General features: G+C 61.3%; 19 protein-coding genes and 1 pseudogene. 5 read left to right on the forward strand and 15 right to left on the reverse strand.

Annotated elements, in window-relative coordinates; translation table 11 throughout:
• Positions 1 to 79 precede the first annotated feature (79 nt).
• Both BLJAPNOD_RS35960 and BLJAPNOD_RS13625 read right to left on the reverse strand, forming a co-directional pair.
• A pseudogene (locus BLJAPNOD_RS35960) lies at positions 80 to 237 on the reverse strand (acyloxyacyl hydrolase); the annotation flags it as partial.
• A gap of 55 nt (positions 238 to 292) precedes the next feature.
• Positions 293 to 1,711: a PLP-dependent aminotransferase family protein gene (locus tag BLJAPNOD_RS13625; protein ID WP_077503622.1), complete on the reverse strand. Its 1,419-nt coding sequence runs from the start codon at positions 1,709 to 1,711 to the stop codon at positions 293 to 295.
• Positions 1,712 to 1,793: 82 nt separating this feature from the next.
• Between BLJAPNOD_RS13625 and BLJAPNOD_RS13630 the strand changes: the two genes are divergently transcribed.
• Positions 1,794 to 2,048 (forward strand): DUF1127 domain-containing protein, encoded by a 255-nt coding sequence (locus tag BLJAPNOD_RS13630; protein ID WP_077503912.1) that lies wholly within the window; start codon positions 1,794 to 1,796, stop codon positions 2,046 to 2,048.
• 105 nt (positions 2,049 to 2,153) lie between these two features.
• Here BLJAPNOD_RS13630 and BLJAPNOD_RS13635 read toward each other — a convergent pair whose 3' ends face one another.
• From BLJAPNOD_RS13635 to purC, 4 genes are all read right to left on the reverse strand, one after another.
• A complete protein-coding gene (locus tag BLJAPNOD_RS13635) occupies positions 2,154 to 2,561 on the reverse strand; it encodes a hypothetical protein (RefSeq protein WP_115420195.1) in 408 nt (135 codons plus the stop codon).
• A 55-nt stretch (positions 2,562 to 2,616) separates the two neighbouring features.
• Positions 2,617 to 3,288, reverse strand: coding sequence for a phosphoribosylformylglycinamidine synthase subunit PurQ (gene purQ / locus BLJAPNOD_RS13640; RefSeq protein ID WP_115421286.1), 672 nt, complete (start codon positions 3,286 to 3,288; stop codon positions 2,617 to 2,619).
• 260 nt (positions 3,289 to 3,548) lie between these two features.
• Positions 3,549 to 3,791, reverse strand: a complete 243-nt coding sequence (gene purS, locus BLJAPNOD_RS13645; RefSeq protein ID WP_077503620.1) for a phosphoribosylformylglycinamidine synthase subunit PurS — start codon at positions 3,789 to 3,791, stop codon at positions 3,549 to 3,551.
• Positions 3,792 to 3,823: 32 nt separating this feature from the next.
• Positions 3,824 to 4,588: a phosphoribosylaminoimidazolesuccinocarboxamide synthase gene (gene purC / locus BLJAPNOD_RS13650; protein ID WP_025427151.1), complete on the reverse strand. Its 765-nt coding sequence runs from the start codon at positions 4,586 to 4,588 to the stop codon at positions 3,824 to 3,826.
• Between the two features lie 391 nt (positions 4,589 to 4,979).
• On the opposite strand from purC, the gene BLJAPNOD_RS13655 reads away from it, so the two are divergent.
• Entirely contained in the window at positions 4,980 to 5,294 is a 315-nt protein-coding gene (locus BLJAPNOD_RS13655; protein WP_077503910.1) for an ATPase inhibitor subunit zeta, read from the forward strand.
• A gap of 57 nt (positions 5,295 to 5,351) precedes the next feature.
• Here BLJAPNOD_RS13655 and BLJAPNOD_RS13660 read toward each other — a convergent pair whose 3' ends face one another.
• A complete protein-coding gene (locus BLJAPNOD_RS13660; RefSeq protein ID WP_158556125.1) occupies positions 5,352 to 7,904 on the reverse strand; it encodes an EAL domain-containing protein in 2,553 nt (850 codons plus the stop codon).
• Between the two features lie 90 nt (positions 7,905 to 7,994).
• Positions 7,995 to 8,549 carry an alpha/beta hydrolase gene (locus BLJAPNOD_RS13665; RefSeq protein WP_077503618.1) on the reverse strand — a complete coding sequence of 185 codons (555 nt, stop codon included), beginning with the start codon at positions 8,547 to 8,549 and terminating at the stop codon, positions 7,995 to 7,997.
• Positions 8,550 to 8,710: 161 nt separating this feature from the next.
• Here BLJAPNOD_RS13665 and BLJAPNOD_RS13670 point away from each other — a divergent pair, with 161 nt between their 5' ends.
• Positions 8,711 to 9,526, forward strand: a complete 816-nt coding sequence (locus BLJAPNOD_RS13670; RefSeq protein WP_115420197.1) for a DUF2189 domain-containing protein — start codon at positions 8,711 to 8,713, stop codon at positions 9,524 to 9,526.
• A gap of 56 nt (positions 9,527 to 9,582) precedes the next feature.
• On the opposite strand, the gene BLJAPNOD_RS13675 is transcribed toward BLJAPNOD_RS13670, so the two are convergent.
• The 7 genes from BLJAPNOD_RS13675 to BLJAPNOD_RS13705 form a co-directional block, all read right to left on the reverse strand.
• Complete coding sequence (locus BLJAPNOD_RS13675; RefSeq protein ID WP_115420198.1) at positions 9,583 to 9,888, reverse strand: PilZ domain-containing protein; 306 nt, start codon at positions 9,886 to 9,888, stop codon at positions 9,583 to 9,585.
• Positions 9,889 to 10,112: 224 nt separating this feature from the next.
• Positions 10,113 to 11,414 carry an adenylosuccinate lyase gene (gene purB / locus BLJAPNOD_RS13680; RefSeq protein ID WP_115420199.1) on the reverse strand — a complete coding sequence of 434 codons (1,302 nt, stop codon included), beginning with the start codon at positions 11,412 to 11,414 and terminating at the stop codon, positions 10,113 to 10,115.
• A gap of 63 nt (positions 11,415 to 11,477) precedes the next feature.
• A complete protein-coding gene (locus tag BLJAPNOD_RS13685) occupies positions 11,478 to 12,038 on the reverse strand; it encodes a hypothetical protein (protein ID WP_244610937.1) in 561 nt (186 codons plus the stop codon).
• Entirely contained in the window at positions 12,035 to 12,778 is a 744-nt protein-coding gene (locus BLJAPNOD_RS13690) for a DUF2259 domain-containing protein (RefSeq protein ID WP_115420200.1), read from the reverse strand. Before BLJAPNOD_RS13690 ends, BLJAPNOD_RS13685 begins: the two co-directional genes overlap by 4 nt.
• A complete protein-coding gene (gene rpe / locus BLJAPNOD_RS13695) occupies positions 12,778 to 13,452 on the reverse strand; it encodes a ribulose-phosphate 3-epimerase (RefSeq protein ID WP_077503612.1) in 675 nt (224 codons plus the stop codon). The genes BLJAPNOD_RS13690 and rpe overlap by 1 nt, the downstream gene beginning before the upstream one ends.
• Positions 13,453 to 13,526: 74 nt before the next feature.
• A complete protein-coding gene (locus BLJAPNOD_RS13700) occupies positions 13,527 to 14,534 on the reverse strand; it encodes a P1 family peptidase (protein ID WP_199565938.1) in 1,008 nt (335 codons plus the stop codon).
• Complete coding sequence (locus tag BLJAPNOD_RS13705) at positions 14,531 to 15,619, reverse strand: branched-chain amino acid ABC transporter substrate-binding protein (protein WP_115420202.1); 1,089 nt, start codon at positions 15,617 to 15,619, stop codon at positions 14,531 to 14,533. Before BLJAPNOD_RS13705 ends, BLJAPNOD_RS13700 begins: the two co-directional genes overlap by 4 nt.
• A gap of 339 nt (positions 15,620 to 15,958) precedes the next feature.
• Here BLJAPNOD_RS13705 and BLJAPNOD_RS13710 point away from each other — a divergent pair, with 339 nt between their 5' ends.
• Together BLJAPNOD_RS13710 and BLJAPNOD_RS13715 are read left to right on the forward strand one after the other, a co-directional pair.
• Complete coding sequence (locus tag BLJAPNOD_RS13710; RefSeq protein ID WP_077503609.1) at positions 15,959 to 16,408, forward strand: flavin reductase family protein; 450 nt, start codon at positions 15,959 to 15,961, stop codon at positions 16,406 to 16,408.
• Positions 16,409 to 16,530: 122 nt separating this feature from the next.
• Positions 16,531 to 17,460, forward strand: coding sequence for a MoxR family ATPase (locus tag BLJAPNOD_RS13715; RefSeq protein ID WP_115420203.1), 930 nt, complete (start codon positions 16,531 to 16,533; stop codon positions 17,458 to 17,460).
• The last annotated feature ends 1 nt before the right edge of the window (position 17,461 follow it).

Consider the following 17,461-nt stretch of genomic DNA (forward strand, 5'->3'; position numbering starts at 1 on the left):
GCGACAGAAAAATACGGGCGATCAACAGCGGTTGCGGCACTTTTTCGCGGCGCGCTGGCACCTTGCTTGGGCACAGCTGTCAGAACTTGTGGCCGAGCACGAGGCCGACGCGGGTCAAGCCTTCGTTTGGACCACCGTCGAGGTCGGCAAGGGAGGCATGCACCACCATCGCCGACAGGCTTCATGCCCATCGAATCTGACGCCGGCCGCTGCGTATGCGCGAAACAGCAGGCGGCACACCCGAGCTTCGGACCTGAGCCTTGCGCAAATGTCACCCCGAACATCCGGGTCATCACTCGAAACTATCGTATCCGGCCCGCCCGCTGTCGAGCAGGCGCCTCAGTGTCTGGAAGCCGCGGCGAACTTCGGCGCGATCGGCCGGTGAGGAGAAGCCGATACGGATGCGGTGAAAGACGCGGTCGGCGCGACCGGCCTTGAACTCGTCCTCGTCGTCAACGAGCACGCCTTCCTGCAGGGCCGCCTGCTTGAACGTGCCGGAGAGCCACGGTTCCGGCAGCTTCATCCAGAGGAAGGGGACGCTTGGGTGCGAGCTGAAGTCGATACCATCGAAAACCTCGCGGGCGATCGCCTCGCGGGCGCGTATCTCCTCGATGCCCTTGGCCCGCAGAATGTTGGCCGAGCCGGAAAGGACAAGACGGGCGCAAAGCTCCGCCAGGATGAACGGCAGTCCGCCACTGACCATCTTGTGGGCGATGCGGATGCGCTGGCTGAAATGCGGCGGGCAGGCAACCCAGCCGCCGCGCACGCCGGCCGCAACCGACTTTGAGAGACCCCCGACAAGGAACGTCCGCTCCGGCGCGAGTTCTGCCAGAGGCGGCGTCGGATCGCCGGTCATGGCTCCGTAAAGATCGTCTTCGACCAGCCAGACGCCATACTTTCGAGCAATATCGGCAATCGCCTGACGCCGGGCAAGCGGCATGACGGCCACCGTCGGGTTCTGGGCGCTCGGCATCAGGAAGGCGAGCTTGGGGTGCTGCTGTGCGCAGACCCGCTCGAAATCCTCGGGGATGAGGCCGAATTCGTCCGATTCCATCAGCGTCGTGCGGCGCCCGATCAGACCGGCGCTGCGGCTGACCTGGGAGTAAGTCAAGGTCTCGAAGGCAATGCGGTCACCGGGCGACGTGACTGCCGCAATCACGGCAATGACCGCGGCATGCGCGCCCAATGTCGGCACAATCGTTTCCGGCGAGGGGCGAAAGCCGCCGCGGGCCAACCATTGGCATCCGGCCTCGAACCAGTGATCCGGGAAATTGCGGGCGTAGCTGGCAATGTCGGCGTGATGATCGCGGCTGATTTCACTCAGGAGTTCGCTGAGGACAAAGCCCTGGCCGATATCCGGCGCTGCGGTGCTGTCGAAGCGCAACTTGCCGGCGGGCGCAATCAGCGGCCGGGTACCGGCCAAGGACGTGGTCAGTGGGTCGGCTTGCTCCGGCGGGCGGCTCTCCTGGTGATCGAGCACATAGGTTCCGCGCCCGACCTCACCGCTGACGAGCCCACGTTCGCGCACCATATTGTAGGCGCGTCCGATGGTGCCAATGGTGACACCAATGTCATAGGCGAGGTTGCGCTGCGGCGGCAATTTTGCGCCAACGGGCAGGGCACCTTCGCCAATTGCCTGTTCGATCTGGTCTGCAATCCGCGCATAAAGCGGACCATGACCCTGCTGAATGTCCGGGAGCCAATTTGTCATAGTGACAATTATCTAGATTACACCGCGAATTATGTCAATTATCACCAATGCAATGATGTCAATCGATGCATTGGAACGTACAATGAGTGCAATTGATACAATTTGCTCGTCAACTGTAGAAAAGGCCCCGCGCGCGCGCCGCAGGACCGGATTTGACGTCGAATTCTCTGGGCGTGCGAAGAGCACACTTCAGCGCCTCTGGCGGGTCTATTGCCTTCTCGCCGCCAAAAGGCGCAGTCGTATCGCGCTCGAAGAGATGAGCGACTGGCAATTGAGCGATATCGGCGTCTGCGAAAGGGATGCCCGGCGGGAATCGTCGGTGCCGTTCTGGCGATAGGGCTTTCCGAGGAGATCCGCGGCAGATTCTCACCAACCTAGGCATAAAAAGAAACGGACACCGCAGGCGTCAAACCTGCAGTGTCCGTTTGCACTAGTACTTTGATTATTTGCAGCCCTGACCGCCAGCCGCCCAACGGCGGATATCTGCGCTCATGCGCGTGCCGACGGGTTCACTCATGAGCGGCCCGAAAGCCTGCAGTCGCGCCGGCTGGCCTTCCGCCTGGACAACGGCCAGCGGCCGGGCCTCTGGCGACTTGCGCGGCACGATCAGGATACGGGGACGGCCCGAGAAGGAATTGAGCTCCGGCGCGAGCCGGTAGCTCTTGAACGCCGGGTCGCCCGATTTGAACCAGCAGTTGTTCGCGCCGAGCGCAACGCGCTCCATCGTCGACAGTGCCGCCGTGTTTGCCGTCGGCGCCGGTGGGCGCGGCGATTGGCATGACGCCAGAAGTGCCACGGCGAAAGCCGCGCAAGCAGGGCCGATCAGGCGTCCAGTGAAGAGTGAAGGCATCGACGGTCTCGCTTGCGTTAAGGGGATGGTCGACTGCCTTCTATCAGCGTGGCGGTTAAGCGGCGATTACTTCGAGAGCCGAAGCGAAGATGCCGCGACCGTCGGATCCGCCATGGGCGGCCTCGATCAGGTTTTCCGGGTGCGGCATCATGCCGAGGACATTGCCGGCCTTGTTCATCACGCCGGCAATATCGCCCATCGAACCGTTCGGATTGGTGCCTTCGGCATAACGGAAGACGACCTGACCGTTGCCTTCGATCGACTGCAGCGTTTCAGCATCGGCGAAGTAGTTGCCGTCATGATGGGCGACCGGGCTGCGGATGATCTGACCCTTGGCGTATGCCCGGGTAAAATCGGTATCGGCATTGACGACCTCGAGCTTGACTTCGCGGCAGACGAACTTGAGCGAGGCATTGCGCATCAGCGCTCCCGGCAGCAGGCCGGCCTCGACCAGAATCTGGAAGCCGTTGCAGACGCCCAGTACCTTGACGCCCTGTTCGGCCTTCGCCTTGATTGCCTGCATCACCGGCATGCGCGCGGCAATCGCACCGCAGCGCAGATAGTCGCCATAGGAGAAACCGCCGGGGATGACGATCAGGTCGACATCGGGCAGTTCCGTTTCCGTCTGCCAGACGGTCACGGGCGCCTTGCCGGAGATCTTGGTGAGGGCGGCGATCATGTCGCGATCGCGATTGAGGCCTGGAAGCTGGACGACGGCTGACTTCATGGTGCGGTTCAAACCCTGCCTGCGCCTCTTGAAGCTCATGCAATTCGAGGCGGTTTCCGATGCGGCCAAAGCGCAATTCCACGCGATCAGGCCGATATTCGATGCGATACGCATCCTGTTACTTCGAAACGATCGAGCCGCGGAACGAACATCCATCTGCAGTGCCTGGCCTGATCTGCTTGAGCGGACCATGACAGCCCGCTCGACACTTAGCGATCAACCGAGCCGCGCATCAGGCGGTCCGCAGCACTCCCCGGCCGTTAAGCGAAAGAGATGCTGTAGTTTTCGATCACCGTGTTGGCGAGCAGCTTTTCGCACATCGCCTTGAGGTCGGCTTCGGCCTTGGCCTTATCGCCGGTTTCGATCTGCAGATCGAATACCTTGCCCTGACGGACCTGGCCGATGCCATCGAAGCCGAGTGCGCCGAGTGCGCCTTCAATTGCCTTGCCCTGCGGATCGAGAACGCCATTCTTCAGCGTCACGGTTACACGTGCCTTGATCACTTTACACTTCCCCGAACTAACTTGACCAGAAACTACTTGACCAGAACCGGGCCGGTGCCACGCACGGGCTCGTTCTCGTTCATGATGCCGAGACGGCGGGCCACTTCCTGGTAGGCTTCGACCAGACCACCGAGATCGCGGCGGAAGCGGTCCTTGTCGAGCTTTTCCTTGGTCTCGATGTCCCACAGACGGCAGCTGTCCGGCGAAATTTCATCCGCCAGGATGATGCGCATCATGTCGCCTTCAAACAGGCGACCGCACTCGATCTTGAAATCGACGAGCTGGATGCCGACGCCCAGGAACAGGCCGGTCAGGAAGTCGTTGATGCGGATGGCAAGCGCCATGACGTCATCCAGCTCCTGCGGGCTTGCCCAGCCGAACGCGGTGATGTGCTCTTCGGAGACCATCGGGTCGTCGAGCGCATCGGCCTTGTAATAGAACTCGATGATCGAGCGGGGAAGGACGGTGCCTTCCTCGATGCCGAGACGCTTGGCCAGCGATCCGGCAGCAACATTGCGCACAACGATCTCAAGCGGGATGATCTCGACTTCCTTGATCAACTGCTCGCGCATGTTGAGACGACGGATGAAGTGCGTCGGAATGCCGATGCGGTTCAGATGCGTGAAGATATACTCGGAAATCCGGTTGTTCAGCACACCCTTGCCGTCGATGACGTCATGCTTTTTCTTATTGAAGGCGGTCGCGTCGTCCTTGAAAAACTGGATCAGCGTGCCCGGCTCGGGACCCTCATAAAGGATCTTTGCCTTGCCCTCGTAGATACGGCGGCGACGATTCATGGATGTTGTCTCTGTGGTTGTTGGCGCTCTTGGGTCGCGCTAGTGGAGTCTTCTCCGGGGGTCCATAGCTGAAATGAACAGATTTAACAATCGGTGCATCTTCCGATCCCCTGATTTACCTAAAGCGTGTCACCACCTACCGGATTCACTCCTTGCGCCCTAGATCCCTGGTTTGTGGCAAGCGGTGATCGCAAAACCAGTTCGCACTTTTCCGCGACATGCTTTGTCAGCTTTCGCATGCCGTTGTCGCAAAACCGCTTCGCACTTTTCCGCAGCATGCTTACGGTACCACGAAAGTCGCAAAAGGAGAAAACTTCGCATTGCACTTTGACCACTGTTTTGGTTTATGGCCATAACTCTTTACGGCATGGAATTCTCACGGGAGATCAAGATGACTGGTATGCAGGATCGCGAAAAGGCCTTCGAAGCGAAGTTTGCGCTGGACGAGGAACTGAGATTCAAGTCGGAAGCACGCCGCAACAAGCTGCTCGGCCTTTGGGCGGCCGGTTTGCTCGGCAAGTCCGATGCGGAAGCCTATGCCAAGGAAGTCGTCGCCGCCGATTTCGAGGAAGCCGGCCACGAGGACGTCGTGCGCAAGATCAAGGCAGACTTCGACGCTGCCGGCGTGGCGCAGACCGAGGAGCAGATCCGCGTTCGCATGCTCGAGCTTCTTGGCGAGGCGATCGAGCAGATCCAGAGCAAGTAATTCCGGGCAGACAGAAGACCCCGACATCGCCGCTCGGCCGAAAGGCCGGGTGGCTCTTTATTTGGCGGCCCTCATGCGTGGCCGCTTCTGCGCCGTCGCATCGCCCTGCGGCGAGGGTTTCCAGCCGCTTTTGAGGCGATCTTCGAAATCCTGACGGCTCATCGGCTTTGCCAGCGCGTAGCCCTGCAGAATGTCGCAGCCGAGATCCCTCAGTATCGCAGCATGCTCCCAGGTCTCGACGCCCTCCGCCACCACCTCGATGTTGAGCGAATGGCCGATGTCGATGATGGCGCGGACGAGTTTGGCTTGTTTGGCGCTTTCGGCGATCGGTCCCACCAGCGCCCGATCGATCTTCAGGCGGGCCGGGTTGAGGTTGAGCAGGCCGATGATCGAGGCGTGGCCGGTGCCGAAGTCGTCGATCTCGATCTCAATGCCGAGTGCGTTCAGCGCGGCGATCGTCTCGGCAATCTCGTCTTCGAGATCGTCGAGGAAGATGGATTCCAGCAGCTCGAACGACATGACACCGGGCGGAATGCGCATGGCGCGAAGGTCGGAGATCAGGCTCTGGTCGCGCAGCCGCCGCGAGGAGACGTTGACCGAAATCTTCGGCACCACCAGACCGGCACGGCGCCAGGCTTCAAAATCGGCATAGGCCATCTCGACGATGTTCTTGTCGATCGCGGGCAGGGCGTTGATCTCTTCGGCAACCTTCAGGAAATGGATCGGTGCGAGGATGCCGCGTTCAGGATGGTCCCATCGCACCAGCGTCTCGACGCCGGTGAGTTCCAGTGAGCGGGCGTCGAATTGCGGCTGGTAGTAGGGCACGAACTGCCCTTCCTCGATCGCCTGACGGATATCGTCGCCGGTTCTCTTGGCGCTGAGGATCTGGTTCTGGATCTGCTCGGAAAATGCCTCGAAGCGATCACGCCCGAGGCTCTTGGCTCGATAGAGCGCGATATCGGCATTCATCAGCAATTGTTTGGGATCGGTGTCGCTCTCGCCCCTCCAGGCGATACCGATGCTGGCGCCGAGCCGGCAAAGCTGGCCGTCATAGGGGATGGGTCGCCGGAAGGCGTGCACGATGCGGGCGGCGAGATCGCCGAGCTCGTCGAGGCTGCGGCCGCGCCGGCAAAGAATGACGAATTCGTCGCCACCGATGCGGGCGATGAAATCGTCCTCGTCGGCGTGAGACCTCAGGATCGCGGCCGCGTGGGTCAACATCGCATCGCCGGCCTGATGCCCCAGAGTGTCGTTGATCTGCTTGAAACGATCGAGGTCGAGATGGAGGATGGCGTTGAGCGTCGGATCGTCAGCCAGAATCTGGTCGAGATAACGCCGGTTCGGCAGATCCGTCAGGTAATCGTGCAGTGCGTTGTATTCGATGCGGATGCGCGCTTCCTCCAGCTCGCGGTTGCGGGCCTCGGTTGCGGCCTTGGCCTTGCGCAGTTCCTCCTGCAGCGCGATGTCTTCGGTCACGTCCCAATTGGCCCCGATCAGCTTGCGGGTGCCGTCGCGGTCGACATAAAATGCCGTGTTGGCACGAATGTGCCGGATTTCACCATCCGCCAGGATGATGCGGAACGCATTGGTAAAGGGCGCCCCCGCCGCGACCCCGTCGTTGACGCGGGCGATCGCCATTTCGCGGTCGTCGGGATGCAGCATATCCTCCCAACTGCCGCCGCTCGGGGCGCCGTCATCAGGATCGAGGCCGTAGATGGCCAGGATACGTTCGTCCCAAATGGTTTCCTGGGTTTCGAGATTGTGGTCGAACACACCGATCTTCGAAACGTCGAGCGCGAGTCTCAGCCGCCGCGAGATTTCCTCGAGCCGCGCTTCGGCCTCCTTTCGAGGGGTAATATCCGTGTCGGTGCCGATGATGCGGCTGGGCTTGCCGTCCGGCCCGTATGCGACCGACGCGCCTCGGCTTTCGATCCACACCCAGTGACCGTCCGCATGGCGTTCGCGGTACTGGAAGGTGTTGTAGGTAACCTGCCCAGTGTCCTGACGCTCGATCGACGCCAGCACATGGGCTCGGTCGTCCGGATGCACGCTCTTAATCCACGTATCGAGCGAGCCATCGACGACGGCATCTTCCGCCATGCCGCGAAGGCGCTTCCACGTCGCGGAATAGAAAAGGTTTCCGGTCGAGAAATCGTGATCCCAGACGCCTTCGAGCGCACTATCCAGCGCATATTTCCACCGCGTCTCGTCGTTGCGAAGCCCGGCAATCTCGCAGATCAGGTGGTCGACCGGGAGCATCAGCAGCAAACGGTTGTTTGCAACGGCAGAAGACGTGCAGACCACCGAAACGGTGTCGTCTGCGGCATGCAAGCGGATTGTCTGGGCGGACGCGGAAGCATGTGACATCGCCGCTGAGGCCAGCAGGTGATGGTCGTCGGCATGAACGAGCTCATGGATAGACCGGTTGAGCAACTCAGACGACGGCAGGCGCAGAACTTTGCAGAGATAAGGGTTCGCCGAAACGATTTTCCCTTTTTCATCGACAACGAGGACTGCCATCGGCAGCTGGTCCAGCGCCGACTGTGTCAGAATATCCTGCTTCGCCGGCACGCGGCGTTCGCCCTTGATGGGATCTTTCGGTCCGGTCACGTATCCAACGATCCAGCATTGTTGCAGGCAGATCATGATCGCGGACCATGAACTTCGGATTAATGCCGAGTCGTCTTATTCGCAGTAGCCTCAGGGTTGGAGGCGGCTGAGAAACTGCGCGAAAACCATCGTGCCTTCCGGCCAGGGACCGTGGCCTGACTCGGTATTGAGATGGCCGGATTCCCCGGCATCGACCAACAGCGAGCCCCAGGACTTGGCGATATCGTCCGCATGTTCATAGGAGCCGAACGGGTCGTTGCGGCTTGCAACCATCAGCGAGGGGAACGGCAGCGGATCGCGCGGGTAGGGGCCGAAGGTCATCAGGTGCTTCGGCCGGATCGCAGTATTCGCCACGTCAGGCGGAGCCACCAGGAAGGCACCGGCGATCTTCTTTTCGAAGTGTGGCAAGGCATGGACGGCCGTCGCGACGCCAAGCGAGTGGGCGACAATGACCACCGGCTTTTCGGCGGCATTGACCTCCTCAACCATGCGCGCCACCCAGTCCTCGCGCACGGGCTTGGCCCACTCGGCCTGCTCGACGCGGCGCGCGGTCGACATTTTTCTCTCCCAGCGGGACTGCCAATGCTCAGGGCCGGAATTGGTGTAGCCGGGAACGATCAGGATATGGGCGTCGGAAAGTTTCATAATGGCCGCGATGTGGCGTCGAAAGTCGTCGAAGTCAAGGCGCAGGCGACAGAGGCATCATTTTATGTATAATCGACAATGCAGGTCGCGGTCGATGCGGCTCGAGTTTTGCCGTTGTCGCTGGTCCGTGGCCGCCCTGTGGTGGTTAAGGAGTGTGAGCCATGACAACATTCCATGTTCTGTCGGGAGCGGACGCAAACGTCGCCCATCCCGGAATACGAAAGATCGGCCTGGCGGACGTGATTGACGCGTTGCGTCTCGGGTTCAACGACTTTCGCGAAAAGCCGTCTCACTATGTTTTTCTCTGCTTGATCTACCCCATTGCCGGCGCCGTGCTCATGACGTGGAGCGCGGGTGCCAACATGCTGCCGCTGCTCTATCCGCTTGCGTCGGGCTTTGCCCTCATCGGGCCGGTCGCCGCGATCGGGCTCTATGAAATCAGCAGGCGGCGCGAACTCGGCATGGATACGTCCTGGCCTCACGCCTTCCGTCTGCATCGTTCTCCGGCGCTGCCATCCATCATCGCCGTCGCGGCGATGCTTTTTGTCATCTTCATCGCCTGGCTGCTGGTCGCACAGGCGCTCTATGTCAGAATATTCGGTGCCGAACCGCCGGCATCGCTCGCCGCCTTCTGGAATGGCATCGTCAGCACGGAACAGGGCTGGAATCTGATCCTGGTCGGCAACGCCGTCGGGTTCGTCTTTGCCGTCATCGTGCTGTCGATCAGCGTGGTGTCGTTCCCAATGCTGATCGATCGTGACGTCGGCGCGGTGGCTGCCGTCGAGACCTCGATTCGAGCAACCCTCGTCAACCCCATTCCAGTTGCCTTCTGGGGCCTGATCGTTGCGGCTGGCCTCCTGATCGGGTCGATCCCGGTCTTCGTCGGCCTCGCCGTGATCATGCCGATCCTCGGTCACGCGACATGGCATATGTATCGCAAGATGGTAGAGCCAGGGGCTCGCAGCCGGGCGCGATAATGACCTAGAGCCAGCCTCCGGGAGGCTGGCTCTTCCTCATGCTATGATCGCCCGACCTACTTGAAATGCTTGTAGTAGGACGAAATCTGGGCGGCGGTGTTCGATGAGAGATTGAGCTTGATGCCAATCTTGTCGCCGCGATACCAGCGCACCATGCCGGTCAGAAATCCGAGCTCTTCGCTGCGGATCGTCACTTCCTGTCCGGTTCGTGCGTTGATGTCGAAATAAAGCTGAAAGCAGATGCCTTCGGCGGAAAGATCCGTGACGATACCGTTGCTGGCGCCGGTCTTGACGGTGACAGTCCCGGTAATCTTCGTCTGCGTGCGCGTCGTCGTGCGCTGAACACTGTCCTTGTAGGCCATGTGAACCCTCGATCTGAATTGATCAGCCTCGATCATCTCACGCAAAGATTGAATTCCTTGCTAACAAAAATGCCCGCATTCGAGCGAACTGCATCAAATGCGGGCACAATAGCGGACTACAACAGAAACGTGCTTCGTTCCTCGCACGAACCAGGCGGCTTTGGCGCCCGGCTTTTGTGCATATCCTTATCGCAAAACCACTACGCAGTTTTGCGCAGCATGCGTCAGCCAAATACCCGGCGGAAGATCGTGTCGACGTGTTTGGTGTGGTAACCGAGGTCGAACTTTTCGCGGATGTCGGCTTCAGAAAGGGCCGCACGGACCTCGACGTCGGCAAGCAGCTCTTCAAGGAAGTCCTTGCCCTGTTCCCAGACCTTCATCGCATTGCGCTGAACCAGGCGATAGGCATCTTCGCGCGACACGCCGGCCTGCGTCAGGGCGAGCAGGACACGCTGCGAGTGAACGAGACCGCGGAACTTGTTCATGTTCTTGGTCATGTTATCCGGGTAGACGAGCAGCTTGTCGATGACGTTGGTCAGGCGAGCAAGCGCGAAGTCCAGCGTCACCGTCGCATCGGGACCGATCATGCGCTCGACCGAGGAGTGCGAGATGTCGCGCTCGTGCCAGAGGGCCACGTTTTCCATGGCCGGAATGGCAAAGGCGCGGACCATGCGGGCAAGGCCCGTGAGGTTTTCCGTCAGCACCGGGTTGCGCTTGTGCGGCATGGCCGACGAGCCCTTCTGGCCCGGCGAGAAATACTCTTCGGCTTCCAGAACTTCCGTGCGCTGTAGATGGCGGATTTCAGTTGCCAGGCGCTCGATCGACGAGGCGACGACACCAAGGGTGGCAAAGTACATCGCATGGCGGTCACGCGGGATGACCTGGGTCGAGACCGGTTCCGGCTTCAGCCCAAGCGCCTTGGCGACATGTTCCTCGACGCGCGGGTCGATATTGGCGAAGGTGCCGACAGCGCCGGAGATGGCGCAAGTGGCGATTTCCTCGCGGGCCGCGATCAGGCGCTGCTTGCAGCGGTCGAACTCAGCATAGGCAAGCGCCAGCTTGACGCCGAAGGTCGTCGGTTCGGCATGAATGCCGTGCGAGCGGCCAATCGTGACCGTATCCTTGTGTTCGAAGGCGCGGCGCTTCAGCGCTTCCAGCAGCTTGTCCATATCGGCCAGCAGCAGGTCGGTCGCGCGCACCAGCTGGACGTTGAAGCAGGTGTCGAGCACGTCGGAGGATGTCATGCCCTGGTGGATGAAGCGGCTGTCAGGACCGACGAACTCTGCCAAATGCGTCAGGAACGCGATCACGTCATGCTTGGTGACGGCTTCGATCTCGTCGATGCGAGCGACGTCGAATTTGGCAGCGCCACCCTTTTCCCAGATCGTCTTCGCGGCATCTTTCGGGATCACGCCGATTTCGGCCAGCGCATCGCAGGCATGGGCCTCGATCTCGAACCAGATGCGGAACTTGGTTTCCGGCGACCAGATGGCCACCATTTCCGGTCGGGAATAACGGGGGATCATGGGCTCTCAGCTTTCGTCATCAGTGGAGGATGGCTGTGCCTCTAGCAAAGATGCCCGGCAAGCTCAACGTTGTTGACGACCTTCAGAGCCCGCAAGCCACAAACTGACCGCCAGAAGCGCGGCGCCGCCGACCGGAAGATAGAGCCGAACGCCCAGCACCAGGAACTGGTAGAAGGCAACAAGCGACGTAAATGCGAACTGGTAGAGCCAGGTCCGGGTACCCGTATCGGCATGCCAGCGCGCGTAAAAGACGCGATAGTCGAGCGCAAACAGCATCGCAGTCACCGCAATCGTGCCGAGCGACAGACACAGCAGATAGGCCGCAAACCGGGTCTCGGCGGGACGGCCAAGCGTTGCGAAACGCGCGAGAAAAACGGCAAGCGGCCAAGCCAGCATGCCACCGAGCCCATACATCACCAGCAATTCGACCAGATGGAAGGTCAAGGCGCTCTCGCGCAGCCAGAGCGCGGCCCAAGCGGAAGCGACCATCGCCACCCCCCAGACTGGCGTGCCGAAGACAAGCTCGATGGTGGATGGAAACGCCCGCAGGAACCGTGAGCGCTTCAGGGCCGGCGCAGAAGCATATGCTGATTTTGCCTCGGCCCCGGCGCCCGTGTCATTCATTTTACGATCCGGGTCGGAACCGCAATCCATCGTCCGTCGGTCGTACCTTCGAACCCGAGCGATTTGACCAGCACCATCACGACATGGGTTTGCGTGCCGTCGTCATTCATATGGGTCACGGCACCGCCGATACGATAACCCGTCGGACAACGCCGGCTTTCCGGCACACGGGTGTCGTCCTGCAATATGTCGCTTGCCGGCTTGCCGGCCTTCATCGTCATCGACAGGCGGAAACCTTTGACCTCCTTCAGGAAATCCTTGCACAGCCCGCCCGGTTCGAAGATCTTTTCTTCGAGTTTCAGGCTGTAGGTCTCGCGGAAAGCATCATCTGCTGCAAAGGCATCGTAGGTCAACGCCAGCGGCGTTGCGTTCACTTCGGTAATCGGATTGTAGGCCGCAAGCAGGCCCGGCGCATCGGCGAGCCTGTAGGCATCGATCAAGGGGGCTGCGCGGCGATGCGCCTCGTGTCTCGTCCGGTGCAGCGGCGCGCCGTCTTCGCGACCGACTGCGCGCACGGGCGCGCCCGGCAGAAACGTGTCGTTGCGTGTATCGATGACGAAGATTGTCGAATAGGGAAAACCCGAACCATCCTGAACGCCGTATTCTTCGAACGCAAAGACATTGCCGTCGGAGGAAAACCCGATCGGCTGGAAGGCTGCGTAGTCACCAGCCGAGGCCTGCGACGCCGCAAGCGCAACCGCCCCAAGAAGCAGCCCTGACGTCGCCAGGCGCGTTATCATCAGCGGGCCTTTTCGGCGGGGGTGCGGATCGCCTGGATGGCAGAGCGATAGGCATCGACCGAACCGCCCTTGAAGATCGCAGAACCGGCGACGAGCACGTTGGCGCCGGCACCGGCAGGGATCGCTGCCGTTTCCGGAGCGATGCCGCCGTCGACTTCGATCTCGATCGGCCGGTCGCCGATCATCGCCTTGATCCGGCGGATCTTTTCCGCCGTCGCGTCGATGAACTTCTGGCCGCCGAAACCTGGGTTGACCGTCATCACCAGCACCAGGTCGACGGTGTCGAGAACATATTCGATGGCGCTCTCCGGCGTTGCCGGATTGAGCGAGACACCCGCCTTCTTGCCGAGTGAGCGAACGGTCTGCAGCGAGCGGTGCAGGTGCGGCCCGGCTTCGGCATGAACCGTCAGGATATCGCAGCCGGCCTTGGCAAAGGCTTCGAGGAAACCGTCGGCGGGCGAGATCATCAGGTGGCAATCGAAGGTCGCCTCGGTGTAACGGCGCAGCGACTTGATCACGTCGGGCCCAAAGGTGATGTTGGGCACGAAGTGGCCGTCCATGACATCGAGATGGATCCAGTCCGCGCCGGCATCGACGACATCGCGGACTTCCTGTCCGAGCTTCGAGAAATCGGCCGCCAGGATCGACGGTGCAATGCGGATGGGATGGGTCATGAGAAGCTCCGGCTGTTTCCCGCGCAATAGCACTCCGCAGCTGCGCAAACAACATGCGCGGTGGCAATCGCGCTTTATCGGCGGCTCGACCAGCTCGGCAATGGATCGTTTTCCGCAGGTGTCGCGTCGTGAACGCCGCGGGCGATCGCGCGCGCCATGGTCGCCGCGGCAGCTGCACCGAGATCGATGAAATCCTCGAGTTCCAATGTCCTGCCGCTTGCACCGGTAGCGAGCGCGAAGACGAGGTCACCGTCAAGCGGCGTATGCGCCGGCCACAACGCCCGGGAGAATCCGTCATGCGCAGCGATAGCCAGCCGCTTGGCCTCAGCCTTCGTCAAAACCGCGTCGGTGGCGATGACCGCGATCGTCGTGTTGGCGGCTGCCGACTGGCTGGGCCGCAGTTTCGTGCGGATTTCGGATGCATCCGCCGGCAGGGGATGAGGCAGACCAAGCCCACCGAACTCTTCACGCCTTTCGAAGGGGGCAGCCCAGAAATGCCGGGTGTCGCCGACGGTCGCCGAACCGAGGGCGTTGACGGCAACGAGCGCGCCGACGGTGATCCCGTTCGGCAGCACGATCGAGGCGGAGCCGAGGCCACCCTTGAAGGTCGCGGTCAGGGCGCCGGTGCCGGCGCCTGCCGAGCCCGTCGAAAAGCTCGGGCCTGCTTTGCACACAGCCTCGTAGCCAAGTTCGCGATAGGGCGGAAACTTGCCCCAATCTTTTTCGCCGCCATTGATCAGGTCGAAGAGAATTGCCGACGGTACGATCGGCACCCGGTGCGGCCCGACGGCAAATCCGCGTCCCATCTCGCTGAGGGCTGCCTGCGCGCCGGAGGCAGCGTCCAGCCCAAAGGCCGAACCGCCTGATAGAATGATGGCATCGACAGTCTGCACGGTGTTGTGCGGTTCCAGAAGATCCGTTTCGCGCGTGCCGGGCGCGCCGCCGAGCACTTGAACGGCAGCCGTTGCCGGCGGATCGCAAACGATAGCTGTAACGCCGGATTTCAAACGTTGGTCTTCGGCGTTGCCGACGGAAAGGCCGGCGACATCGGTGATGAGGTTGCGCGGGCCAGGCTGCATCATTGTGCTCCGGCAGGATCCGCAACGGGCACGAAGCGACCGGCCTGCCACTGCATCAACCGATAGGAATTGTCGGCGCGCTCATGCCCGGCATCGAAAGCAATCGGCCCCAGGACGGTCTGGTAGGGTCCTTTGAGCAGGGCTTCCACCAACGGTTTTTCGTCCTTCTCAGCCTGATCCTTGGCCTGTTCCAGAAGAGACATGGCGCCGAATGCCGGCAGCACGTAGCCTTCGGGCTCGATGCCGGCTGCACGCATGGCGTCGGCGACCGGCTTGCCTTCGGCTGACTGTGCCGCATCAGGCAATGTGAGAGCCAGAACGCCATCGGCGAGCGGCACGCTCACGTCGGCTGCGTTCAACGTATCGCCGCCGAGCAGGGTCAGGCTTGCGCCTTCCTCCTGCGCATCGCGCGCGATCACGGCGGCATCCTGCCGGTCGCCACCGGTGAAAACATGGGTGGCGCCGCTCTTGACGAGGCGGCGTACGAGACTGACCTGCTGCTCCTGAGCGGGGCGATAGGCATCTGTGAAGACCGGTGTCAGCCCTATTTCGCTAAGCGCCGAGCGCACGCTTTCGACCAGTTCGCGGCTGTGGATGGTGCCGTCGTCGATCAAGGCGATCGGCTTGTCCTTCCAAAGCGCGGTAATGGCGGCAACGATGCTTGCGGATTCAGCCTTGCCGCTCGGAGCGAGGCGGAACAGCGGCCAGTTCTTCTTGAGCACGTCTTCCATCAGGATGTCGGAGCGGACGCTTAGCGTGATCGCGGGAATGTTCGCCTCTGCGAGTGCCGGCAGCGTCGCCTCGAGGCTCTCTGTGCAGAGGAAGCCGATGGCCGCCTCGGCGCCTGCCGCCAGAAGAGCCTTCGTCAGGGCATCAGCACCGGCCGCGTCGCATGTTTCCGGAATGACGACGATTTCACTGCCGCGATCGCTCGCCTGGAACGAGGCGCCATCGATGATCTGTTTGCCGAGCAAGGCGAACGGCCCTTCGACGGGAGCGACGACCGCGACCTTGACGCCGGCAGCGGCGGCAGGTGCAGCTTGCGCCATTCCCGCAACGATGAGGGTCAAAACGATCGATCGAAGCATGCAATTCCCCACTGCTGCAGTGTTCCCAAGCCCGGAACGGTTTCAAGGAGAGATTATGCAGCGAGTCCAAAAAGGTTACCGCAGTCCTCGGCATGACCTTCGTCACCCGCGGCGCTGTCGTTGCCGCATGTTTTAAGGATGTGTTCACCGGCGTCAAAGGAAAAGATGCAAGTGGAAACAACCGCCATCCGATCCGCGCCATGGCCATGTCGCGCATCTGCAAGAATCTCCGTCCGGCGGGTTTCATATTTCCCAACAGCGGCTATATGTGCCTGACATCGCCCGGAGAGAGATGTGTTGGAGAGAACCCGACTGGACCCGATAAGTTATCGCGACGCGATGAGCCGCCTGGCAGGCCACGTGCAGCTCATCACCGCCGCCAATGGTGGCGAGCGCCGCGGCGTCACGGTCACGGCCTCCTGCTCGGTTTCCGACAGTCCGCCGACCGTCCTCGTCTGCCTGAACGGCGCCAACCCGCGCAACGACGTCTTCGTGCGGGGCGACAGCTTTGCCCTGAACCTGCTTGGCGACGAGCACCGCGCGCTTGCCCACGCCTTTTCCGGCCGTGACCAGCTCGACATGGACCGCCGCTTCGCGCTTGGGCAATGGACGCAACTGGCAACCGGTTCGCCGATCCTGGTCAACGCGACGGCCGCGTTCGATTGCCGGCTGATCGAGGTCAAGACCATTGCAACTCATCTTGTGCTGTTTGGCGAGGTGGTGGACGTTGCGCTTGGCCCGACACGTCCGCCGCTCATTTATGTGGACCGCGGATATCACTCGCTGTAGGTTTTCAGGAGAGGATAATACATCCTCTATGAAAACATGAGAACAATCCTGCAAGTACATGATCTAAAAGATCATATCGACCAAGACTCCTAGTGACTTGAATTGGCCGTGGCGGAGGATTCATGGCGGCACCGGCGACAGGCGTACTGCCCCAATCCATCGATGAAACGATGGCGATGCTGGAGGCACAGGATTATCTCGCCGGCACGGCACTGGCGACGGTGCTGTTTCTGGCGCTCAGGATGAAGCGCCCGCTCTTTCTCGAAGGCGAGGCCGGTGTCGGCAAGACCGAGATTGCCAAGGTGCTGGCCCGCGCCCTTGATCGCCCCTTGATCCGCCTTCAGTGTTACGAGGGGCTGGATGTCGCCTCCGCGGTCTACGAGTGGAACTACCCGGCGCAAATGCTGGAGATTCGGTTGTCGGAAGCGGCCGGAACAGTCGATCGTCGCAGGGTCGAAAGCGATATCTTCTCGGAGCGATTTCTCATCCGACGCCCGGTGCTTCAGGCTATTTCCGGTGAGAGCGGCCGGGCACCGGTGTTTCTGATCGACGAGCTCGACCGCACCGACGAAGCCTTCGAAGCGTTCCTGCTCGAGGTCCTCTCGGATTTCCAGGTCACCATTCCGGAACTCGGCACCATCCGCGCCACTGAACCGCCCATTGTGATCATCACCACCAATCGCACGCGTGAGATCCACGACGCCTTGAAGCGACGCTGCCTCTATCATTGGGTCGATTATCCCAAGGCAATGCAGGAACTCGAAATCATCCGCCGCAAGGTTCCGGGCTGCAACGCCGCCCTGTCGCGCGAAATCATCGCCTATGTGCAGCGGCTCCGCACGATCGATCTTTTCAAGAACCCCGGCGTCGCTGAGACGATCGATTGGGCGACGGCCCTGACCGAGCTTGACCGGCTCGCGCTCGATCCCGAAACGATCGCCGATACGCTGGGCACGTTGCTGAAGTATCAAGACGACATCGCCCGGATCGACGGAGCCGAAGGGCGCAAGCTGCTTGCCGAAGTCAAGGCTGAGCTGCTGGCGGCAGGTTGAC

It is taken from the genome of Ensifer sp. M14 (assembly GCF_003355565.1).
Classification (GTDB): domain Bacteria; phylum Pseudomonadota; class Alphaproteobacteria; order Rhizobiales; family Rhizobiaceae; genus Ensifer.